At 68.0% G+C, this 15,380-nt stretch carries 17 protein-coding genes and 1 pseudogene; 11 read left to right on the top strand and 7 right to left on the bottom strand.

The features are described 5' to 3' along the window. Positions 1–3: 3 nt before the first annotated feature. The 3 genes and pseudogenes from rutR to IPV08_RS06320 all read right to left on the bottom strand — a co-directional run bounded on the left by rutR (position 4) and on the right by IPV08_RS06320 (position 2,362). A complete protein-coding gene (gene rutR / locus IPV08_RS06330) occupies positions 4–645 on the bottom strand; it encodes an HTH-type transcriptional regulator RutR (protein ID WP_207411209.1) in 642 nt (213 codons plus the stop codon). A 152-nt stretch (positions 646–797) separates the two neighbouring features. Further along, positions 798–1,676: pseudogene (gene puuE / locus IPV08_RS06325) on the bottom strand (allantoinase PuuE); the annotation flags it as partial. A 140-nt stretch (positions 1,677–1,816) separates the two neighbouring features. Continuing rightward, entirely contained in the window at positions 1,817–2,362 is a 546-nt protein-coding gene (locus tag IPV08_RS06320; protein WP_207411207.1) for a hypothetical protein, read from the bottom strand. Between the two features lie 310 nt (positions 2,363–2,672). Here IPV08_RS06320 and IPV08_RS06315 point away from each other — a divergent pair, with 310 nt between their 5' ends. The 7 genes from IPV08_RS06315 (at position 2,673) to chrA (ending at position 8,935) form a co-directional block, all read left to right on the top strand. After that, complete coding sequence (locus IPV08_RS06315) at positions 2,673–3,293, top strand: urease subunit gamma (RefSeq protein ID WP_056425642.1); 621 nt, start codon at positions 2,673–2,675, stop codon at positions 3,291–3,293. Next, positions 3,290–3,850, top strand: coding sequence for an HD domain-containing protein (locus IPV08_RS06310; protein WP_207411206.1), 561 nt, complete (start codon positions 3,290–3,292; stop codon positions 3,848–3,850). The genes IPV08_RS06315 and IPV08_RS06310 overlap by 4 nt, the downstream gene beginning before the upstream one ends. Continuing rightward, positions 3,850–5,577 carry an urease subunit alpha gene (ureC, locus tag IPV08_RS06305; RefSeq protein ID WP_207411205.1) on the top strand — a complete coding sequence of 576 codons (1,728 nt, stop codon included), beginning with the start codon at positions 3,850–3,852 and terminating at the stop codon, positions 5,575–5,577. Before IPV08_RS06310 ends, ureC begins: the two co-directional genes overlap by 1 nt. Then, positions 5,574–6,113 carry an urease accessory protein UreE gene (locus IPV08_RS06300; RefSeq protein WP_207411204.1) on the top strand — a complete coding sequence of 180 codons (540 nt, stop codon included), beginning with the start codon at positions 5,574–5,576 and terminating at the stop codon, positions 6,111–6,113. The genes ureC and IPV08_RS06300 overlap by 4 nt, the downstream gene beginning before the upstream one ends. Positions 6,114–6,207: 94 nt before the next feature. Beyond that, positions 6,208–6,882 carry an urease accessory protein UreF gene (locus IPV08_RS06295; protein ID WP_207411203.1) on the top strand — a complete coding sequence of 225 codons (675 nt, stop codon included), beginning with the start codon at positions 6,208–6,210 and terminating at the stop codon, positions 6,880–6,882. Between the two features lie 11 nt (positions 6,883–6,893). After that, complete coding sequence (ureG, locus tag IPV08_RS06290; RefSeq protein WP_207411202.1) at positions 6,894–7,523, top strand: urease accessory protein UreG; 630 nt, start codon at positions 6,894–6,896, stop codon at positions 7,521–7,523. 197 nt (positions 7,524–7,720) lie between these two features. Further along, the gene (chrA, locus tag IPV08_RS06285; protein ID WP_348646086.1) at positions 7,721–8,935 is read left to right on the top strand and encodes a chromate efflux transporter; all 1,215 of its coding nucleotides are present in this window, start codon (positions 7,721–7,723) and stop codon (positions 8,933–8,935) included. A gap of 61 nt (positions 8,936–8,996) precedes the next feature. Here chrA and IPV08_RS06280 read toward each other — a convergent pair whose 3' ends face one another. Next, the gene (locus tag IPV08_RS06280) at positions 8,997–9,380 is read right to left on the bottom strand and encodes a hypothetical protein (protein WP_056425620.1); all 384 of its coding nucleotides are present in this window, start codon (positions 9,378–9,380) and stop codon (positions 8,997–8,999) included. Continuing rightward, on the bottom strand, positions 9,377–10,294 hold the full coding sequence (locus IPV08_RS06275) for a hypothetical protein (protein ID WP_246747829.1): 918 nt from the start codon (positions 10,292–10,294) through the stop codon (positions 9,377–9,379). The genes IPV08_RS06280 and IPV08_RS06275 overlap by 4 nt, the downstream gene beginning before the upstream one ends. Positions 10,295–10,538: 244 nt before the next feature. Here IPV08_RS06275 and IPV08_RS06270 point away from each other — a divergent pair, with 244 nt between their 5' ends. From IPV08_RS06270 to IPV08_RS06260, 3 genes are all read left to right on the top strand, one after another. Next, positions 10,539–11,126 (top strand): nitroreductase, encoded by a 588-nt coding sequence (locus IPV08_RS06270; RefSeq protein WP_056425610.1) that lies wholly within the window; start codon positions 10,539–10,541, stop codon positions 11,124–11,126. Between the two features lie 8 nt (positions 11,127–11,134). Further along, positions 11,135–11,746: a flavin reductase family protein gene (locus tag IPV08_RS06265; protein ID WP_207411201.1), complete on the top strand. Its 612-nt coding sequence runs from the start codon at positions 11,135–11,137 to the stop codon at positions 11,744–11,746. Positions 11,747–11,926: 180 nt separating this feature from the next. Then, positions 11,927–12,385, top strand: a complete 459-nt coding sequence (locus IPV08_RS06260) for a hypothetical protein (RefSeq protein WP_207411200.1) — start codon at positions 11,927–11,929, stop codon at positions 12,383–12,385. Positions 12,386–12,433: 48 nt separating this feature from the next. Here the strand turns inward: IPV08_RS06260 and IPV08_RS06255 are convergent, their stop codons facing one another. Both IPV08_RS06255 and IPV08_RS06250 read right to left on the bottom strand, forming a co-directional pair. After that, positions 12,434–13,114 (bottom strand): aldolase/citrate lyase family protein, encoded by a 681-nt coding sequence (locus IPV08_RS06255; RefSeq protein WP_207411199.1) that lies wholly within the window; start codon positions 13,112–13,114, stop codon positions 12,434–12,436. 52 nt (positions 13,115–13,166) lie between these two features. Beyond that, on the bottom strand, positions 13,167–14,084 hold the full coding sequence (locus tag IPV08_RS06250; protein ID WP_207411198.1) for a LysR substrate-binding domain-containing protein: 918 nt from the start codon (positions 14,082–14,084) through the stop codon (positions 13,167–13,169). A gap of 99 nt (positions 14,085–14,183) precedes the next feature. Here IPV08_RS06250 and IPV08_RS06245 point away from each other — a divergent pair, with 99 nt between their 5' ends. Continuing rightward, a complete protein-coding gene (locus tag IPV08_RS06245; RefSeq protein ID WP_056425596.1) occupies positions 14,184–15,353 on the top strand; it encodes an MFS transporter in 1,170 nt (389 codons plus the stop codon). The last annotated feature ends 27 nt before the right edge of the window (positions 15,354–15,380 follow it).

Here is a 15,380-nt window from a genome sequence, read left to right as displayed (position 1 = left end):
TGCCTATCGCAGGCCCAGCCCGGTGAGGATCAAGGCGTGCGTGCTCGCCACTGTACTTTCGAAGAAGTCGGATTCGTCGAGGCTCCGGCCGGTGACCGCATCCACCTGGACCGCGAAATCGGCGTAGTGCTGGGTGATCGCCCAGATCGAAAAGATGAGGTGGTGCGGGTCGTGGGCACCGATGCGGCCCTGGTCGATCCAGCCGCGCAGGATCGCCGCCTTGCTCTCCACCAGCCCGCGCAGGGGGCCTTCGAGTTCGGCCCGCAGGAGCGGTGCGCCCTGGACGATCTCCAGGCAGAACAGCCGCGAGGCCTGCGGCGCATCCCGCGACAGGGTCAGCTTGGCGCGGATATAGGCCCGGATCGCGTCGGCGGGCTCGCTGTCCGCGTCGAAGGATTGCAGGGGATCGAGCCAGACGTCGAGGACGCGGCGCAGCACCGCCACGTAGAGCTCTTCCTTGGAGGGGAAGTAGTAGAGGAGGTTGGCCTTCGACAGGCCGGCCCGCTCGGCGAGCCGGTCGACGCTCGCCCCGTGCAGGCCGAGCCCTGAGAACACCTCTAGTCCGGCATCGAGGATCGCCTCGCGCCGCGCCGCGCCGTCCTTGCGGCGACGGCGTTCGGGGGGCTTCTCGACGGTCGTTGGCACGGGGATGCGGTCCTGTCGGGTTTCGAAGAAGCGGCTGGGAACTCCACGGCCTCACGCGTTCCCCTCGTCCCGTCGGGGATACCGCTTCGAGGATGGAGTAGGAACGCCCGTTCCGTCCAGCGGGCGGGGGATCAGCCCGGCGGATGAGTGTTCATCCAATGCTCGGCGATATCGATCCGCCGCGCGACCCAGACGTCCTCATGGGTGGCGATATGGTCGAGGAAGCGGGCCAGCGCCGCGATCCGTCCCGGGCGCCCGACGAGGCGGCAATGCAGGCCCACCGACATCATTTTCGGCGCGGTCTCGCCCTCCGCGTAGAGCGCGTCGAACGTGTCGCGCAGGTAGGTGAAGAAGTGGTCGCCGGTGTTGAACCCCTGAAGGGCGACGCATTTCATGTCGTTGGCGTCCAGCGTGTAGGGCACCACGAGGCCGCGTCCGCTCGGTTCCTCGATCCAGTAGGGCAGGTCGTCGGCGTAGGAATCGGCGAGCCAGGTGAAGCCGGCCTCCACGCCGAGATCGAGGGTGTGAACCGAGGAGCGGCCCGTGTACCAGCCCAGCGGCCGCTCGCCGGTGATCTCCGTGTGGATGCGGATCGCCTCGTCCATATGCGCCTTCTCCTCCTCGCGGGTGAAGTCGCGGTAGTCGATCCATTTCAGGCCGTGGCAGGCGATCTCCCAATCGGCCTCCTTCATGGCCGCGGCGATATCGGGATGGCGGGCCAGCGCCGTGGCGACGCTGAACACGGTGATGGGAACGTTCCGCGCCTGCAACAGCCGCCAGATCCGCCAGAAGCCCGCACGCGAGCCGTATTCGAACATCGATTCCATATTCATGTGCCGCTGGCCCGGCCAGGGTTGGGCGCCGACGATCTCCGACAGGAACGCCTCCGAGGCAGCATCGCCATGCAGGATGCAGTTCTCGCCGCCCTCCTCGTAGTTGAGCACGATCTGCACCGCGATCCGCGCGCCGTTCGGCCAGCGCGGATGGGGCGGGTTGCGGCCGTAGCCGACGAGGTCGCGGGGATAGGTCACGGGGCCTGCCCTAGTCTCAGGGAGAGGAATGCCTCCGCTGTTCGGCCGAGGAGCGGCGTCCTGTCAACCGATGGCGCATAGACCGTATAGATTTGTCGCCGGTTAGGGACAGGCACGCTATGTTTGCCACTTCGGCATCGTCACGAATATAGTTCCGGCATCGAATCCCGAAGAAAATCGATGCTCAGAAGCGTCCCGTCATGGATCTCATAGGGCTGGGTTCCCGATGGAGATTTGAAGCTTTTTGCGATAATGGCATGGGGAACGGTGATTTCCGTAGCCAGCAGTCCATCTTCAATGACTGCTAGGCACGCTTGGCGCTCCTTCTCGAAGCCACCGTCCAGACCGATGCTATCTTCGATGAAGCCGATCTTCTCACTTCTCTGACAAAGACTATCCAGTAGAGAGACGGCATCATTGTCGTAAATTTTTGCCCAGAACGAGTCTTTTTGACCTTGTAAATATTTTGAGCCTTGAAGCCAGAAAAGCAACCATCCTGCCGTTGCGCGGTCCATGTTTGGCTGTTGTATGAGCCATGGCAGAAAGCCATGCTTGTCGCCACGATAAGCAACTGCCGCTATCGCCGCTTCATGCCAAATCGCGGGATCGTTTCGCGATCTCACCCATTCGACATCCGCCGCATTCGTCATGTCCAATTCGGTAGGCAATTTGCTGGATTCTGTCATGACTCGGATCCTAAAGTCGGCTCTATACTTATATTGGTGCGAGAGTAGGATCGGGAATGACATTTTTGGATTGAAAAATCCCTATCGTCTCAGCTGTTCTCCGAACGTGATTTGTCCAATCAAGTGGAAAGACGAATTTGGCACATCCCGCCAGAAACCAGCCCTACGCCACGAAGGCGCTCGGACTGCCGGGGTCGCGTTGTTTGCGCAGAGATGCATCGATACCGCTTGCATTCGTCGCGCACGGTCCTTGCCTTGAGGGCCAACGTGTCCAAGTCTCCGCTCGATTGGCCAACACCCGAGGTTTCCCGTGCTCCTGACCCCGCGCGAAAAGGACAAGCTCCTGGTCGCCATGGCCGCCCAGGTCGCCCGCAACCGGCTCGCCCGCGGCGTCAAGCTGAACTATCCCGAAGCGATTGCGCTCATCACCGATGCCGTGGTGGAGGGCGCGCGGGATGGCCGCTCGGTCTCCGAACTGATGCAGGCGGGCGCCCATGTGCTGACCGCCGATCAGGTGATGGAGGGCATCGCCGAGATGATCCACGACATCCAGGTGGAGGCGACGTTTCCCGACGGGACCAAGCTCGTCACCGTCCACCACCCGATCCGCGGCGCGCCCTCGTCGGATGTGCCGGGCATTGTGACGACGCTTCCGGGCGAGATCGTCTTCAACGACGGCGCCCCGCGCACCTTGCTCACCGTGGCCAATGTTGGCGACCGGCCGATCCAGGTGGGCTCGCATTACCATTTCTACGAGGTGAATCCGGGCCTGACCTTCGAGCGCGAGAAGGCGAGGGGCCAGCGCCTCGACATCGCGCCGGGCACGGCGGTGCGGTTCGAGCCGGGCGCCACACGGGAGGTCTCCCTGGTGCCGCTGCTCGGTGCCCGGACGGTCTACGGATTCCGCGGTGACGTGATGGGGTCCCTATGACCGACGAGACATCCCGCCTGCGCGATGGCATCCTCCTCGTCACCCGTGCCGCCGAGTTCGCCGCGCGGTGTCACGTGGGACAGACCCGGAAGGGCGCGGCGCGCGAGCCTTACGTGAACCACCTCGCCGAGGTGGCCTCGCTCCTGGCCGCGACGGCCGAAGCGCCCGATGCCGATCTGGTGGCGGCGGGCTGGCTCCACGACACGGTGGAGGATACCGGGACGAGCCGCGAGGAGATCGAGCAATTGTTCGGTCGGCGCGTCGCCGAACTCGTGGCCGAGGTCACGGACGACAAATCTCTGCCCAAGGCCGAGCGCAAGCGTCTCCAGGTCGAGCAGGCGCCGCACAAGTCGCCCGGCGCCCGCGCCCTCAAGATCGCGGACAAGATCAGCAACCTGCATTCGCTCGTGGCGAGCCCCCCGGACGATTGGAGCGCGGAGCGCGTGGCGAACTACATCGATTGGGCGAAAGAAGTCGTTGCCGGCTGTCGCGGCGTCAACGCGGCGCTGGACGCTCTGTTCGACCGCGCCGTCGCAGAGGCACGAGAGGCCGCCTGATGTCCAACACACCCCGCCCCGCCTCCCTCGCCCGCTCGGCCTATGCCGACATGTTCGGCCCCACCACGGGCGATCGCATCCGCCTCGCCGATACCTCCCTCTTCATCGAGGTGGAACGCGACCACACCACCTATGGCGAGGAGGTGAAGTTCGGCGGCGGCAAGGTCATCCGCGACGGGATGGGGCAGTCGCAGGTGACGAATGCCGATGGCGCGGTGGACACCGTCATCACCAATGCCGTGGTCCTCGACCATTGGGGCGTGGTGAAATGCGATGTCGGCATCGTGAAGGGGCGGATCTTCAAGCTCGGCAAGGCCGGCAACCCGGACATCCAGCCCGGCGTCGACATCATCGTCGGCCCCGGCACCGAAGTGATCGCCGGCGAAGGCAAGATCCTCACGGCCGGCGGGTTCGACAGCCATATCCACTACATCTGCCCGCAGCAGATCGAGGAGGCCCTGTGCTCGGGCGTCACCACCATGCTCGGCGGCGGCACCGGCCCGGCGCACGGCACCTTCGCCACCACCTGCACCCCCGGCCCCTGGCATCTCGCCCGGATGATCGAGGCGGCGGATAGCTTCCCCATGAACCTCGCCTTCGCCGGCAAGGGCAACGCCTCGCGGCCCGAGAGCCTCGTCGAGATGGTCCGCGCCGGCGCCTGCGCCCTGAAACTCCACGAGGATTGGGGCACCACGCCCCAGGCCATCGACACCTGCCTCACGGTGGCCGACCTGCATGACGTGCAGGTGATGATCCATTCCGACACGCTCAACGAATCCGGCTTCGTCGAGGACACGATCCGCGCCTTCGCGGGGCGGACCATCCATGCCTTCCACACGGAAGGGGCGGGGGGCGGCCACGCGCCGGACATCATGAAGGTGGCGGGGCTGATGAACGTGCTCCCGTCCTCCACTAACCCGACGCGCCCGTATACGAAAAACACCATCGACGAGCATCTCGACATGCTCATGGTCTGCCACCACCTCGACCCGGCGATTCCCGAGGATCTCGCCTTCGCCGAGAGCCGCATCCGCAAGGAGACCATCGCGGCCGAGGACATCCTGCACGATATCGGTGCGCTCTCGATGATGTCGTCGGACAGCCAGGCCATGGGCCGGGTCGGCGAGGTCGTCATCCGGACTTGGCAGACGGCGGACAAGATGAAGCGCCAGCGCGGGAGCCTGCCGGGCGACGCCTCCGGCAACGACAACCTGCGCGCCCGCCGCTACATCGCGAAATACACGATCAATCCGGCCATCGCGCATGGCGTCTCGGCCCATGTCGGCTCGGTGGAGGCGGGCAAGCTCGCAGATCTCGTGCTGTGGACCCCGGCCTTCTTCGGGGTGAAGCCGGATCTCGTCATCAAGGGCGGCATGATCGCCACCGCGCCGATGGGCGACCCCAACGCCTCGATCCCCACGCCCCAGCCGGTGCATTACCGCCCGATGTTCGGGGCGATCGGCCGGTCGCCCTTCGCCACCGCGCTCACCTTCGTTTCGAAGGCCGCCATCGAGGACGGTCTTCGCGAACGGCTCGGCGCGCAGAAGCTCTTCGTCGCCGTGGAGAACGTGCGCGGCGGCATTTCGAAGAAGAGCATGATCCTCAACGACGCCACGCCGAACATCGAGATCGACGCGGAGACCTACGACGTGCGCGCCGATGGCGAGCTCCTGGTCTGCGAGCCGGCCGAGGTGCTGCCGATGGCCCAGCGGTATTTCCTGTTTTGAGCTCTTCCCTAATCCGCGCCACGAAAGTGATCCGCCGAGACGCGCTCTCCGGCGAGATCGTCGACCGCATCGTCCTCGACCATGGCGACCGGCATCGCCGCCGCATGGCCATGCGCGGGGTCGGCGGACTGTCCTTCCTGCTCGACCTGCCTGCGCCGACGGTCCTCGACGACGGTGACGCCCTGGTGCTGCAGGATGGCCGCCTCGTCTGGGTCGAGGCCGCGCCCGAGCGCTTGCTCGAGATCCGGGCCGCCGACGACCTCGCCCTCAAGCGCCTGATCTGGCACATCGGCAACCGGCACATCCCGGCCGAGATCGGCGCGGACGCGGTCCATATCGCCTACGACCACGTGCTGGCCGAGATGGTACGGGGCTTAGGGGGGACGGCCGAGCCGGTGGAGCGTCCGTTCCGGCCCGAGGGCGGGGCCTATGCCGGCGAGGCTGCCGGGCACCACCACGGGCATGGCCATGCCCACGAACACGATCATGCTCACGACCACCCTCATCCGCACAGCCACGGCACGGTGTCCGGTTGAGCCTCGTCCTCTGCCCCCATCCTCTGCCCCATGGACCGCTGGCGGTTCGGGCTTCCAGGGAAGGGCGCCCGGTACGATGAGGGGCGACCCCTCGATGATCGACACCGTTCGGCTCATGGCCTGGCTCTCGCCGGGCTATCCAGTCGGGGCCTATGCGTATTCGCATGGGCTCGAATGGGCCGTGGAATGCGGCGATGTCGGCGGCGAGGCCTCGCTGCTGGCATGGCTCGGCGACGTGCTCGAACGGGGCGCTGTGCGCACCGACCTGATTCTTCTGGCCCATGCCCATGCCGCCGCCGAGGCGGGGGACGTCCCGGCGCTGATGGAGGTCAACGACCTCGCCGTCGCCCTGGCGCCCACGCGCGAACTCCACCTCGAGACGACCCAGCAAGGCCGCAGCTTCCTCGACGCCACCCGCGCCGCCTGGGGAAGCGCGGATCTCGACTGGTTGAGCGAGGCGCTGCCCGGCGAGGTGGCATACCCGGTGGCGGTCGGGCTCTCGGCCGGCGCCCATCGCATGGCGCTCGCCCCGGTGCTCGCCGGGTTCGGCCTCGCCTTCCTGCAGAACCTCGTCTCGGCGGCGCTGCGCTGCGCGCCCATCGGCCAGAGCGCCGGCACGCGGGTGATCGCGTCCCTCACCCCTCGGGTGGCGGGTTTGGCCGCAACCATCCCGCCCCTGAGCCTGGACGAGATCGGCAGCGCGACACTGCGCCTCGATCTCGGCTCGGCCCGGCACGAGACCCAGTATTCTCGGATCTTCCGCTCGTGAAAGACCCCGTCATGACCTCACTGAACGGCCACTCACCGAACGGCCCCTTGCGCGTCGGCATCGGCGGCCCTGTCGGCTCCGGCAAGACCGCCCTGATGGAACAGCTCTGCAAGCGCTTCCGCGATCGCTTCGAGATCTGCGCCATCACCAACGACATCTACACCAAGGAGGATGCCCGTATCCTCACCGTGGCCGGCGCCTTGCCCGAGGAGCGGATCATGGGCGTCGAGACCGGCGGCTGCCCGCATACGGCGATCCGCGAGGACGCCTCGATCAACCTCGCGGCGGTGGCCGAGATGCGCCGACGCTTCCCGAAGCTCGACCTGATCCTGATCGAATCCGGCGGCGACAACCTCGCGGCGACCTTCTCGCCGGAACTCGCCGACCTCACCCTCTACGTCATCGATGTCGCCGGCGGCGAGAAGATCCCACGCAAGGGCGGCCCCGGCATCACCCGGTCCGATCTCCTCATCGTCAACAAGACCGACCTCGCTCCCATGGTCGGCGCCGATCTCGGGGTGATGGAGGCGGATACCCGGCGCATGCGGGGAACGCGGCCCTACGTGTTCTCCTCCCTGCGCGAGGGGCACGGCGCCGACACGGTCGCCCGCTTCATCGTCGAGGCCGGCGGGCTGCGATAGGTTCCGGGAGCCATCCCACCCACGACCTCATCCTGAGGCGGCGCAGCGCAGCGGAGCCCTCGAAGGAGGCGTCCAGGGATCGCCAGTCAGGCCGGAGCCCTTCTTCGAGGCGGCTTCGCGGCACCTCAGGATGAGGAATTCAGATAGGAAGACGTCGCGGGAGCGAGCCCGCCCCCGTCCCCTCGAGGTCCTCCCACGTGACGACACCCCTTTTCGCCCGCGAGGGTTCCGTGCGGGAAGTCTTCCTCGCCTTCCTCAAGCTCGGGCTTACCGCCTTTGGCGGCCCGATCGCCCATCTCGGCTACTTTCGCGAGGAGTTCGTGCACCGTCGGCGCTGGCTCGACGAGGCGGCCTATGCGGATCTCGTGGCCCTGTGTCAGTTCCTGCCCGGCCCGGCATCGAGCCAGGTCGGGTTTTCCCTCGGCCTGATGCGGGGAGGGGGATTGGCCGGTGGGTTGGCGGCCTGGACCGCCTTCACCCTGCCCTCGGCGCTCCTTCTCGTGGCCTTCGCCTATGGCGCCGGTGCCCTCGGCGGCCCGGTCGGATCGGGCCTCGTCCACGGGCTGAAGCTCGTCGCCGTGGCGGTGGTGGCGCAGGCGGTCTGGGGCATGGGCCGCAGCCTCGCGCCCGATGTCACCCGCGCGTCCATCGCCTTTTCCGCCCTCTGCCTCGTCACGGCACTCGCTGGATCGGCGGGGCAGGTCGTTGCCATCGCGGCGGGAGCCATGGCCGGCCTCGTCCTGTGCCGGCAGGCGGCCGGAGTGCCGGGCCAGCCGCTCCGCTTCCCGGTCTCGCGCCGGGCCGGCACGGTGGCCCTCCTCCTGTTCGGCCTGTTCCTCGTTCTACCTTCGCTCCTGGCCGAAGTTCTGGCCTCGCAGGGGCTCGCCATGTTCGATGCGTTCTACCGCGCGGGCGCCCTCGTCTTCGGCGGAGGCCATGTGGTGCTGCCGCTCCTGCGCACGGCTCTGGTCGAGACCGGCTGGATCGGCCCGGACGCGTTCCTGGCCGGCTACGGCGCGGCCCAGGCCGTGCCGGGGCCGCTTTTCACCGTCGCGGCCTATCTCGGCGCTGCCCTCGGGCCTGAGCCCAACGGTCTGGCCGGGGCCGTCATCGCCCTGGTTGCGGTCTTCATGCCGGGCCTGCTCCTGGTCTACGGCGCGCTGCCGTTCTGGGATGCGTTCCGCGCGAAGCCTTTGGCGCAGGCGGCCATGCGGGGCGCCAACGCGGCAGTGGTCGGGATCCTCGCCGCTGCCCTCTACGATCCGCTCTGGACAGGCGCCGTCCTCGGCCCGCGCGATTTCGCCCTCGCCGCCGGCGCGTTCCTGCTCCTGACGATCGGCGCGGCCCCGCCTTGGATCGTCGTCGTGCTGACAGCCGCCTCGGGGGCCGGCTTCGCGGTTCTCGGAGGCTGAGGCCCCCTCAGTCCCATCCGGTCGATTCGGGATGAGGCCGCAGGAGGGAGCCGAGAAAAAGTCATCCCTCGCAATTCGCGGCGAGCAGCGCCAGAATGCGCTGGAAACCCTGATACTGCGCCATGCTGGACGGGTGCCGGATTTCCGCCGCGTCGGGGAGAATGCCGGCAAATCCCGATCCGGTATCGGCGACGAAGGGGCGCGGGCCGACATGGACGCCCATCCGGTTGGTCACGTCGACCTCGCCGCAGACGGCGCCCGCCTTGCCCGGTCGCAGCCGGGAATAGCGTGCCTCGGCCGGGCTCTTGAGCCCCTTGCCCAGCAGCGCCGTCGTAGCGGCGGCGACCTCCGCTCCCACGGTCGCGTCGGATCCGTCGGTGATGGTCTGCGCCGTGGCGGGCACGGCGGCGAGAAGGACGACGGACACGCAGACGGTCCGGATCATGACGCCTTCGCCACCACTTCGATATCGCGGTCCATCCCGCTCTCGACCTTGAACTCGCGGGTGTAGACCTGCCCGTCATGGCGGGCGATGAGGACGTAGTCCCCCTCGGCCAGGGTCACCTGCGGGAAGGCGCCGATCGCCTCGCGGATCGTGTCGCCGCCCGGCGTCAGGACGCTGAAGGCGGTGCCGGCGAAGGCCTCTGCCCCGGGCGCGGCCACGAGCTTGAGGGTCACCGTGGCGGCCCGGTGGTTGAGGGTGGCGTCGGTGACCTTGCCGTTCTCCACCTTGAGGTCGGCGCGCTGGATCGCGTTCGATTCCCCATAGTTCGAGACCACGTGGTAGGTCCCCTCCGGCAGGCGGATCAACTCGCCCGCCTTCACGCCGCTGCGCACGAGGCGCCCTTCCGAATTGGTGCCGATGGGCACGAAGACCGAGAAGGCGAGTTCGGCGGGGGCGATCTTCATGTCGCCGATGGCACCAGAGAGCTTGAGCGCCCCCGCGGTGATCGTCAGGCGGTCGCTGAGTGCCGCGCCCGCCATGGTGATGCGCTTCGAGGCGCTGGCGAAGCCGTAGGTGACGGTGGCGACGTAGGTGCCGGGTGCCAGGGTGAAGCTCGGATCCGCCGCCTCGGACCGCGCGACGATGTTCGGCCGCACCCCGTCGGACCGGTCCTCGTAGATGCGCCAGGCGAGGCCGGACCGTACAGGCTGGTTGCTGCCCGCGAACAGGGCGGTGAGGGCGAGCGGTGCCTCGCCCTCGACAGGTGGGCTCGGCAATTGCGGTCCCGTGATCGAGGGGGAGGGCAGGGCCGGACCGTTGCGACCGCCGAACGGGTCGCGCTCCTGCGCCTGCGCCGGAAACGCCGCCATCGCCATGGCTCCCGTCACCGCGAGCGCGCGCATTACCGGTCCCATCCGCTATCTCCTTCACGGGGCCACCATGCACGGGGCGGCCATGCATGTCGGCGATTGCCAAGCTGCGGACCGCACGGCATGTTTTCGCTTGTCGACCGTCACCGTGCCGAATGCGACATCCCGCTTTGTATCCGGACCGTGGCGGCTCCAAGGCCGAAGCTTCCTATCGATCGCCGAAGCGGCTCGCCTCAGACCAGCCGCCCGGCGGTGCCCCCACGTTCCTCATTCGCCCCGAACAGGTTCCATGGACACCATATCCGACATTCCGCGGAACGACACGATCGACCTCCTTCGCGTCCGCCGTTCGGTTCCGCCGGTCAATCTCGAGGGCCCGGGTCCGAACACCGAGGAGCTCGATGCGATTCTCACCATCGCGTCCCGCGTACCGGACCACGGCAAGCTCAGCCCCTGGCGCTTCCTGGTGATCGAGGGCGATGCCCGCCTGCGCGTGGGTGAGACCATCGCGGACGCCTATGCGGCGGACCACCCGGAGGCCGATCCGAAGCGCCTTGATCTGGAGCGCCACCGCCTCGCCCATGCCCCCCTCGTGGTCGCGGTCGTCTCCAGCGCCGCCCCCCATGTGAAGATCCCGGAATGGGAGCAGGTGCTGTCGGCCGGTGCCGTGTGCATGAACCTCGTCGTCGCGGCCAATGCCGCGGGCTTCGCCACTGCCTGGCTGACCGAGTGGTTCGCCTATGACCGCCGCATTCTCGACGTCCTTGGCCTCGATCCGCGCGAGAAACTCGCGGGCTTCATCCATCTCGGCCGTGCCCGCGAGGTTCCGGGCGATCGCCCGAGACCGGCCCTGGCCGACATTGTCACCCGGATCTGAGCCGCGCCATGCATTACGATTCCGAGAACCGCACCCTGCCGCACAACCCGCTGAAGGCCCTGGTCGCCCCCCGCCCCATCGGCTGGATCAGCGCGATGAACAAGCAGGGCCACGTCAACCTCTCCCCCTATTCCTACTTCAACGCCGTCGCCACCGGCCCCGACATGGTGATGTTCTCGTCCTTCGGCCGCAAGGACGCGATGACCTTCGCGGAGGAGGGCGGGGAGTTCGTCTGCAACTTCGCTACCTACGGGCTGCGCGACGCTATGAATGCCACCTCGGCCCCCCTCGCCCGGGGCGACAGCGAGTTCGTGGCGGCCGGGCTGACTCCGGTGCCATCGCGCAAGGTGCGTCCGCCACGGGTCGCCGAGTCCCCCGCCGCCTTGGAATGCCGATGGCTCCAGACCGTGCCCCTGACACCTCTCGACGGCAGCGAAGCCAACCACTTCCTGGTGATCGGGCAGGTTGTGTCGATCTATGTCGACGATGCCTTCATCAAGGACGGCCGGGTCGATACCGGCGCCATGCATCCTCTCATGCGGGGAGGATATTTCGATTATTTCAGCGTTACCGACGAAGCGCGTTTCGAGTTGAAGCGTCCGCCCGGAGCAGGTCAGTAGCCTCGGTTCGGCCAGTCTCCCACCAACGGCGCAAGCTGAGCCATGACGAGAGTGGCCGGGGTCTGCTTCGTGTCAAAGTGGGAACCAAGATGAGGGGCAAAGCCTTAATGGGCCGAGCCGTCGTTCGGCGACTCCTTTCCGCGAAACGCCTGAGGGGGCGCTCGCACAGGTAGTCATATCATGTTCCTCAAGTTCACCGCACCGCTTCTGCTGGCCGCTACTCTCGCGACGCCGGCTCTGGCGCAAACGACGACCCGGCCGCCGACCATGCTGATCCATGGCAATTACTGCGGGCCCGGCAACAATGCCCCACTCCCGCCCATCGACGCCCTCGATGCGGCCTGTGCCCGGCACGACGCCTGCACGCCGGATGGCGGGCTGCCCAGCAAGGCTTGCAACTTGCGCCTTCAGCGCGAGGCCGAAGTCATCTCCCGGAGCCCGCGCCAGCCGGACGACATCCGCTCCCTCGCCGGTCTGATCTCGGTGGGCGCTTCGATGATGCTGGCGGATACGGGCTCACGCTCCACCCCCGACGTAACGGCGGTCCCCGTCAGCCACGACCTCGTCTCGCCCGACGCGCAGCGTGATCCGACCGCTCGGACCCTGCCGGCGGATGAGGACGGCGAAGCCGCCGAATAGGCTGGCCCCGACGCGCCTGAACGATGAAGCGCCTTCTTGCCGGCACCGTCATCTCTCCGTGGACGGTGCCGGGGCGCGACCGCCGAAAGCGGTGACGAATCCGGCCTGATCCGGTTCGAGAACGAGCTTCGCTTCGAATCCATCGCTCCACGCAGCATCGACCTCGTCTGCGAAGTCGCCCCCCGGCGGGCATGCCGCGTCGATCGCGGCGACCCTCGCTGCGGCGGCGGCGAGGCGAATGAGGGAGCGGACCTGAGCGAGGGGCGGTCTCAGCGCGCCGCCGCGATCACGGGTGGTGAGCGCCCCGATCTCGGCCCTGATGGCCTCGGCGTCCCAGGCGATGCCGGCGAGACGCCCACTCGCATCCGCGAGGGTGTGCGAGGCCAGGGCGCCTCGTGCCGTCTCGATGAGAGGGAGGATCTGCGTGGACCCGTCGGCCAACCCATGTATCGCCTCCTCGACGGCGAGCCGCGCACCGAGGCGCATGACATCCCGGGCGCCTTCGCAGCGGGACAGCAGGATGCCGTGCGGCGCCATGGCCATCATCGCCGAGAGATCGCGTTCCAAGTCGCATGAACGCAGGTAGATCGATGGCCCGCCCTGCTCCCGCTCGGGGAAGGGGACCGGCGACGAGAGACCTGTCATGTCTATGATCAGCGCATGCGCGCCGCTCGCTATCGCCGTCGCGATGGCCCCTGAATCCCCAGGGACGATCAGGAATGCGCGCATGACGGCCTCTCCCGTATTCCGGCGCGGGACGTCCGATCGCTGCCGATCACCTTCATGAAACCGGTCCCTGGCTACGGCCCATGCGCTCGGCGAGGAAATCCACCAGGACCCGGATGCGGGCGGGCATGGCCGGCCCGCCGACGAACACCGCATGGATCGCCTCGCGGTCCTGGGGATTGTACGCCTCCAGAAGCGGCACGAGGCGGCCCGCCGCGAGATCCTCCGAGATATGGAAGGTGCCGACACGGGTGACGCCGATGCCCTGCAGGGCGAGTTGCACCAGGGTCTCGCCGTTATTCGCCGCGATGTTGCCGCGCACCGCCAGGAGGTGGTCGCGCCCGTCTTCGCGGAACGGCCAGCCCGGCTCGATCCGGCGGAAGTTGAAGTCGAGGCAATTATGGCCGGCTAGATCTCCCGGAACCCGTGGCGTGCCGGCGCGGGCGAGATAGGCGGGTGAGGCCACGACCATGCGCCCGGTCTCGCCGAGGCGCCGGGCGGTAAGGGGGCTGTCCGCCAGCGGCCCAAACCGGATCGCCAGATCGGCCCGCCCGCCGATCACGTCCGCGACCTCGTCGCTGAGGTCGATCTCCACCACGATCCCCGGATGGCGGGCGACGAAATCGCCGATGAGGGGAACCACCACACGCCTGCCATGGGCCATCGAAGCGCTGACGCGGACCCGGCCGCGCGGGCAGCCCTGGTCGGCGATCTGCGCTTCGGTCTCGTCGAGATCGGCGAGGATCCGTCGCGCCGCCCGGGCATAGGTCTCGCCCTCGGCGGTGAGGTGCAGGGAGCGCGTGGTACGCACGAGGAGCCGGACGCCGAGCCGGGATTCGATGCGTGCCACCACCCGGCTCACGGCCGAGGGGGTAAGGCCGAACCGGCGCGCGGCCGCCGACAGGCTGCCCTCCTGAGCCACGGCGAGGAAGACCGCCATGTCTCCGGCCCGGTCGACCTTGTCGCGCAGCATTGATGCCTCCGGCGCACGGATGTTGATCCCAGCGCGATACTACCAGGGAGAAGCGGTATCCGCCATGTGCTGTTCCGGAACAGACGGAAAGCACGAATCATGAGACTCAACCTTCCCCTGCTGGCGCTGTCGGCCGGTGCCTTCGGCATCGGCGTCACCGAGTTCACGCCGATGGGCATGCTGCCGCTGATCGCGAACGACCTGCAGGTCTCGATCCCGGCGGCGGGTCTCGTCGTCAGCGCTTATGCGATGGGCGTGCTCATCGGCGCACCGTTGATGACGCTGGCCTTCGCCCGGATGCAGCGCCGCCGCCTGCTCGTCGGATTGATGGGCATCTTCACTCTCGGCAACCTCCTCTCGGCGGTGGCCGACAGCTATACGATGTTGATCGTCGCCCGCCTCGTCACGTCCCTGAACCATGGCGCGTTCTTCGGGGTCGGGGCGGTGGTGGCGGCGGGCATCGTGCCGCCCGAGCGCCGCGCCGCTGCCGTCGCCGCGATGTTCTCGGGGCTCACCATCGCCACCATCGGCGGCGTGCCGCTGGCGGCCTGGGTCGGGGAGATGCTGGGCTGGCGCGCGGCTTTCTGGGGTATCGCCGCGGTGGGGGCCGTGGCCATGCTGTCGCTGCGCCTGGCTTTGCCGCCCCTCGAGGCCGAGGCCGGTGGCGACATGCGGGCCGAACTCCGCGTCCTGATGCGGGGGCCGGTGCTTGCCGCCCTCGCCCTCACCGTGCTGGGGGCGAGCGCGATGTTCACGGTGTTCACCTACATCGTGCCGATCCTGCGGATCGAGACGGGAGCCGCGACGCCGTTCGTGACGGCGATGCTGGTGCTCTACGGAATCGGCCTCACCGTGGGCAACTGGGCCGGCGGGCGCTTTGCCGACCGCTCGGTGGACGGCACACTCGTGGCCTCCCTGGCCGGCTTGGTGGCAGTGTTGGTCCTTTTCGCCTGGGGCATGCGCTGGGAGATCCCGGCCGCCATCCTGATCTTCCTCTGGGGCGTCGCCAGCTTCGCCCTGGTGCCGCCGCTGCAGATGCGGGTGATGGAGAGGGCACAGGACGCGCCCAACCTCGCCTCGGCCATGAATGTCGGCGCATTCAACCTCGGCAACGCCATCGGTGCCGCCCTCGGCGGAGGCGTGATCGATGCGGGCCTCGGCTATCCGGCCGTCCCCCTCGCCGGGGCTGCCATGGCCGCTGCCGGCCTCGCGATGCTGGTGGCCCTGCGCCGGGGGCGGCGCGGGTTGGCGGAACCCGTATCGTCCTGAAACTTATACAGGTTCGGGACGGCGCGA

It is taken from the genome of Methylobacterium sp. SD274, assembly GCF_017355285.1.
Taxonomy (GTDB): domain Bacteria; phylum Pseudomonadota; class Alphaproteobacteria; order Rhizobiales; family Beijerinckiaceae; genus Methylobacterium.
This window is presented reverse-complemented; position numbering and strand designations above follow the sequence as displayed.

What these genes read in the sequence shown, in the direction of transcription:
- IPV08_RS06320 (WP_207411207.1), bottom strand. Translation starts at nt 2,362, where the DNA reads ATGACAGAATCCAGCAAATTGCCTACCGAATTGGACATGACGAATGCG.
- IPV08_RS06310 (WP_207411206.1), top strand. Translation starts at nt 3,290, where the DNA reads ATGACCGACGAGACATCCCGCCTGCGCGATGGCATCCTCCTCGTCACC.
- ureC (WP_207411205.1), top strand. Translation starts at nt 3,850, where the DNA reads ATGTCCAACACACCCCGCCCCGCCTCCCTCGCCCGCTCGGCCTATGCC.
- IPV08_RS06295 (WP_207411203.1), top strand. Translation starts at nt 6,208, where the DNA reads ATGATCGACACCGTTCGGCTCATGGCCTGGCTCTCGCCGGGCTATCCA.
- ureG (WP_207411202.1), top strand. Translation starts at nt 6,894, where the DNA reads ATGACCTCACTGAACGGCCACTCACCGAACGGCCCCTTGCGCGTCGGC.
- IPV08_RS06280 (WP_056425620.1), bottom strand. Translation starts at nt 9,380, where the DNA reads ATGATCCGGACCGTCTGCGTGTCCGTCGTCCTTCTCGCCGCCGTGCCC.
- IPV08_RS06275 (WP_246747829.1), bottom strand. Translation starts at nt 10,294, where the DNA reads ATGGGACCGGTAATGCGCGCGCTCGCGGTGACGGGAGCCATGGCGATG.
- IPV08_RS06270 (WP_056425610.1), top strand. Translation starts at nt 10,539, where the DNA reads ATGGACACCATATCCGACATTCCGCGGAACGACACGATCGACCTCCTT.
- IPV08_RS06265 (WP_207411201.1), top strand. Translation starts at nt 11,135, where the DNA reads ATGCATTACGATTCCGAGAACCGCACCCTGCCGCACAACCCGCTGAAG.
- IPV08_RS06260 (WP_207411200.1), top strand. Translation starts at nt 11,927, where the DNA reads ATGTTCCTCAAGTTCACCGCACCGCTTCTGCTGGCCGCTACTCTCGCG.
- IPV08_RS06255 (WP_207411199.1), bottom strand. Translation starts at nt 13,114, where the DNA reads ATGCGCGCATTCCTGATCGTCCCTGGGGATTCAGGGGCCATCGCGACG.
- IPV08_RS06250 (WP_207411198.1), bottom strand. Translation starts at nt 14,084, where the DNA reads ATGCTGCGCGACAAGGTCGACCGGGCCGGAGACATGGCGGTCTTCCTC.
- IPV08_RS06245 (WP_056425596.1), top strand. Translation starts at nt 14,184, where the DNA reads ATGAGACTCAACCTTCCCCTGCTGGCGCTGTCGGCCGGTGCCTTCGGC.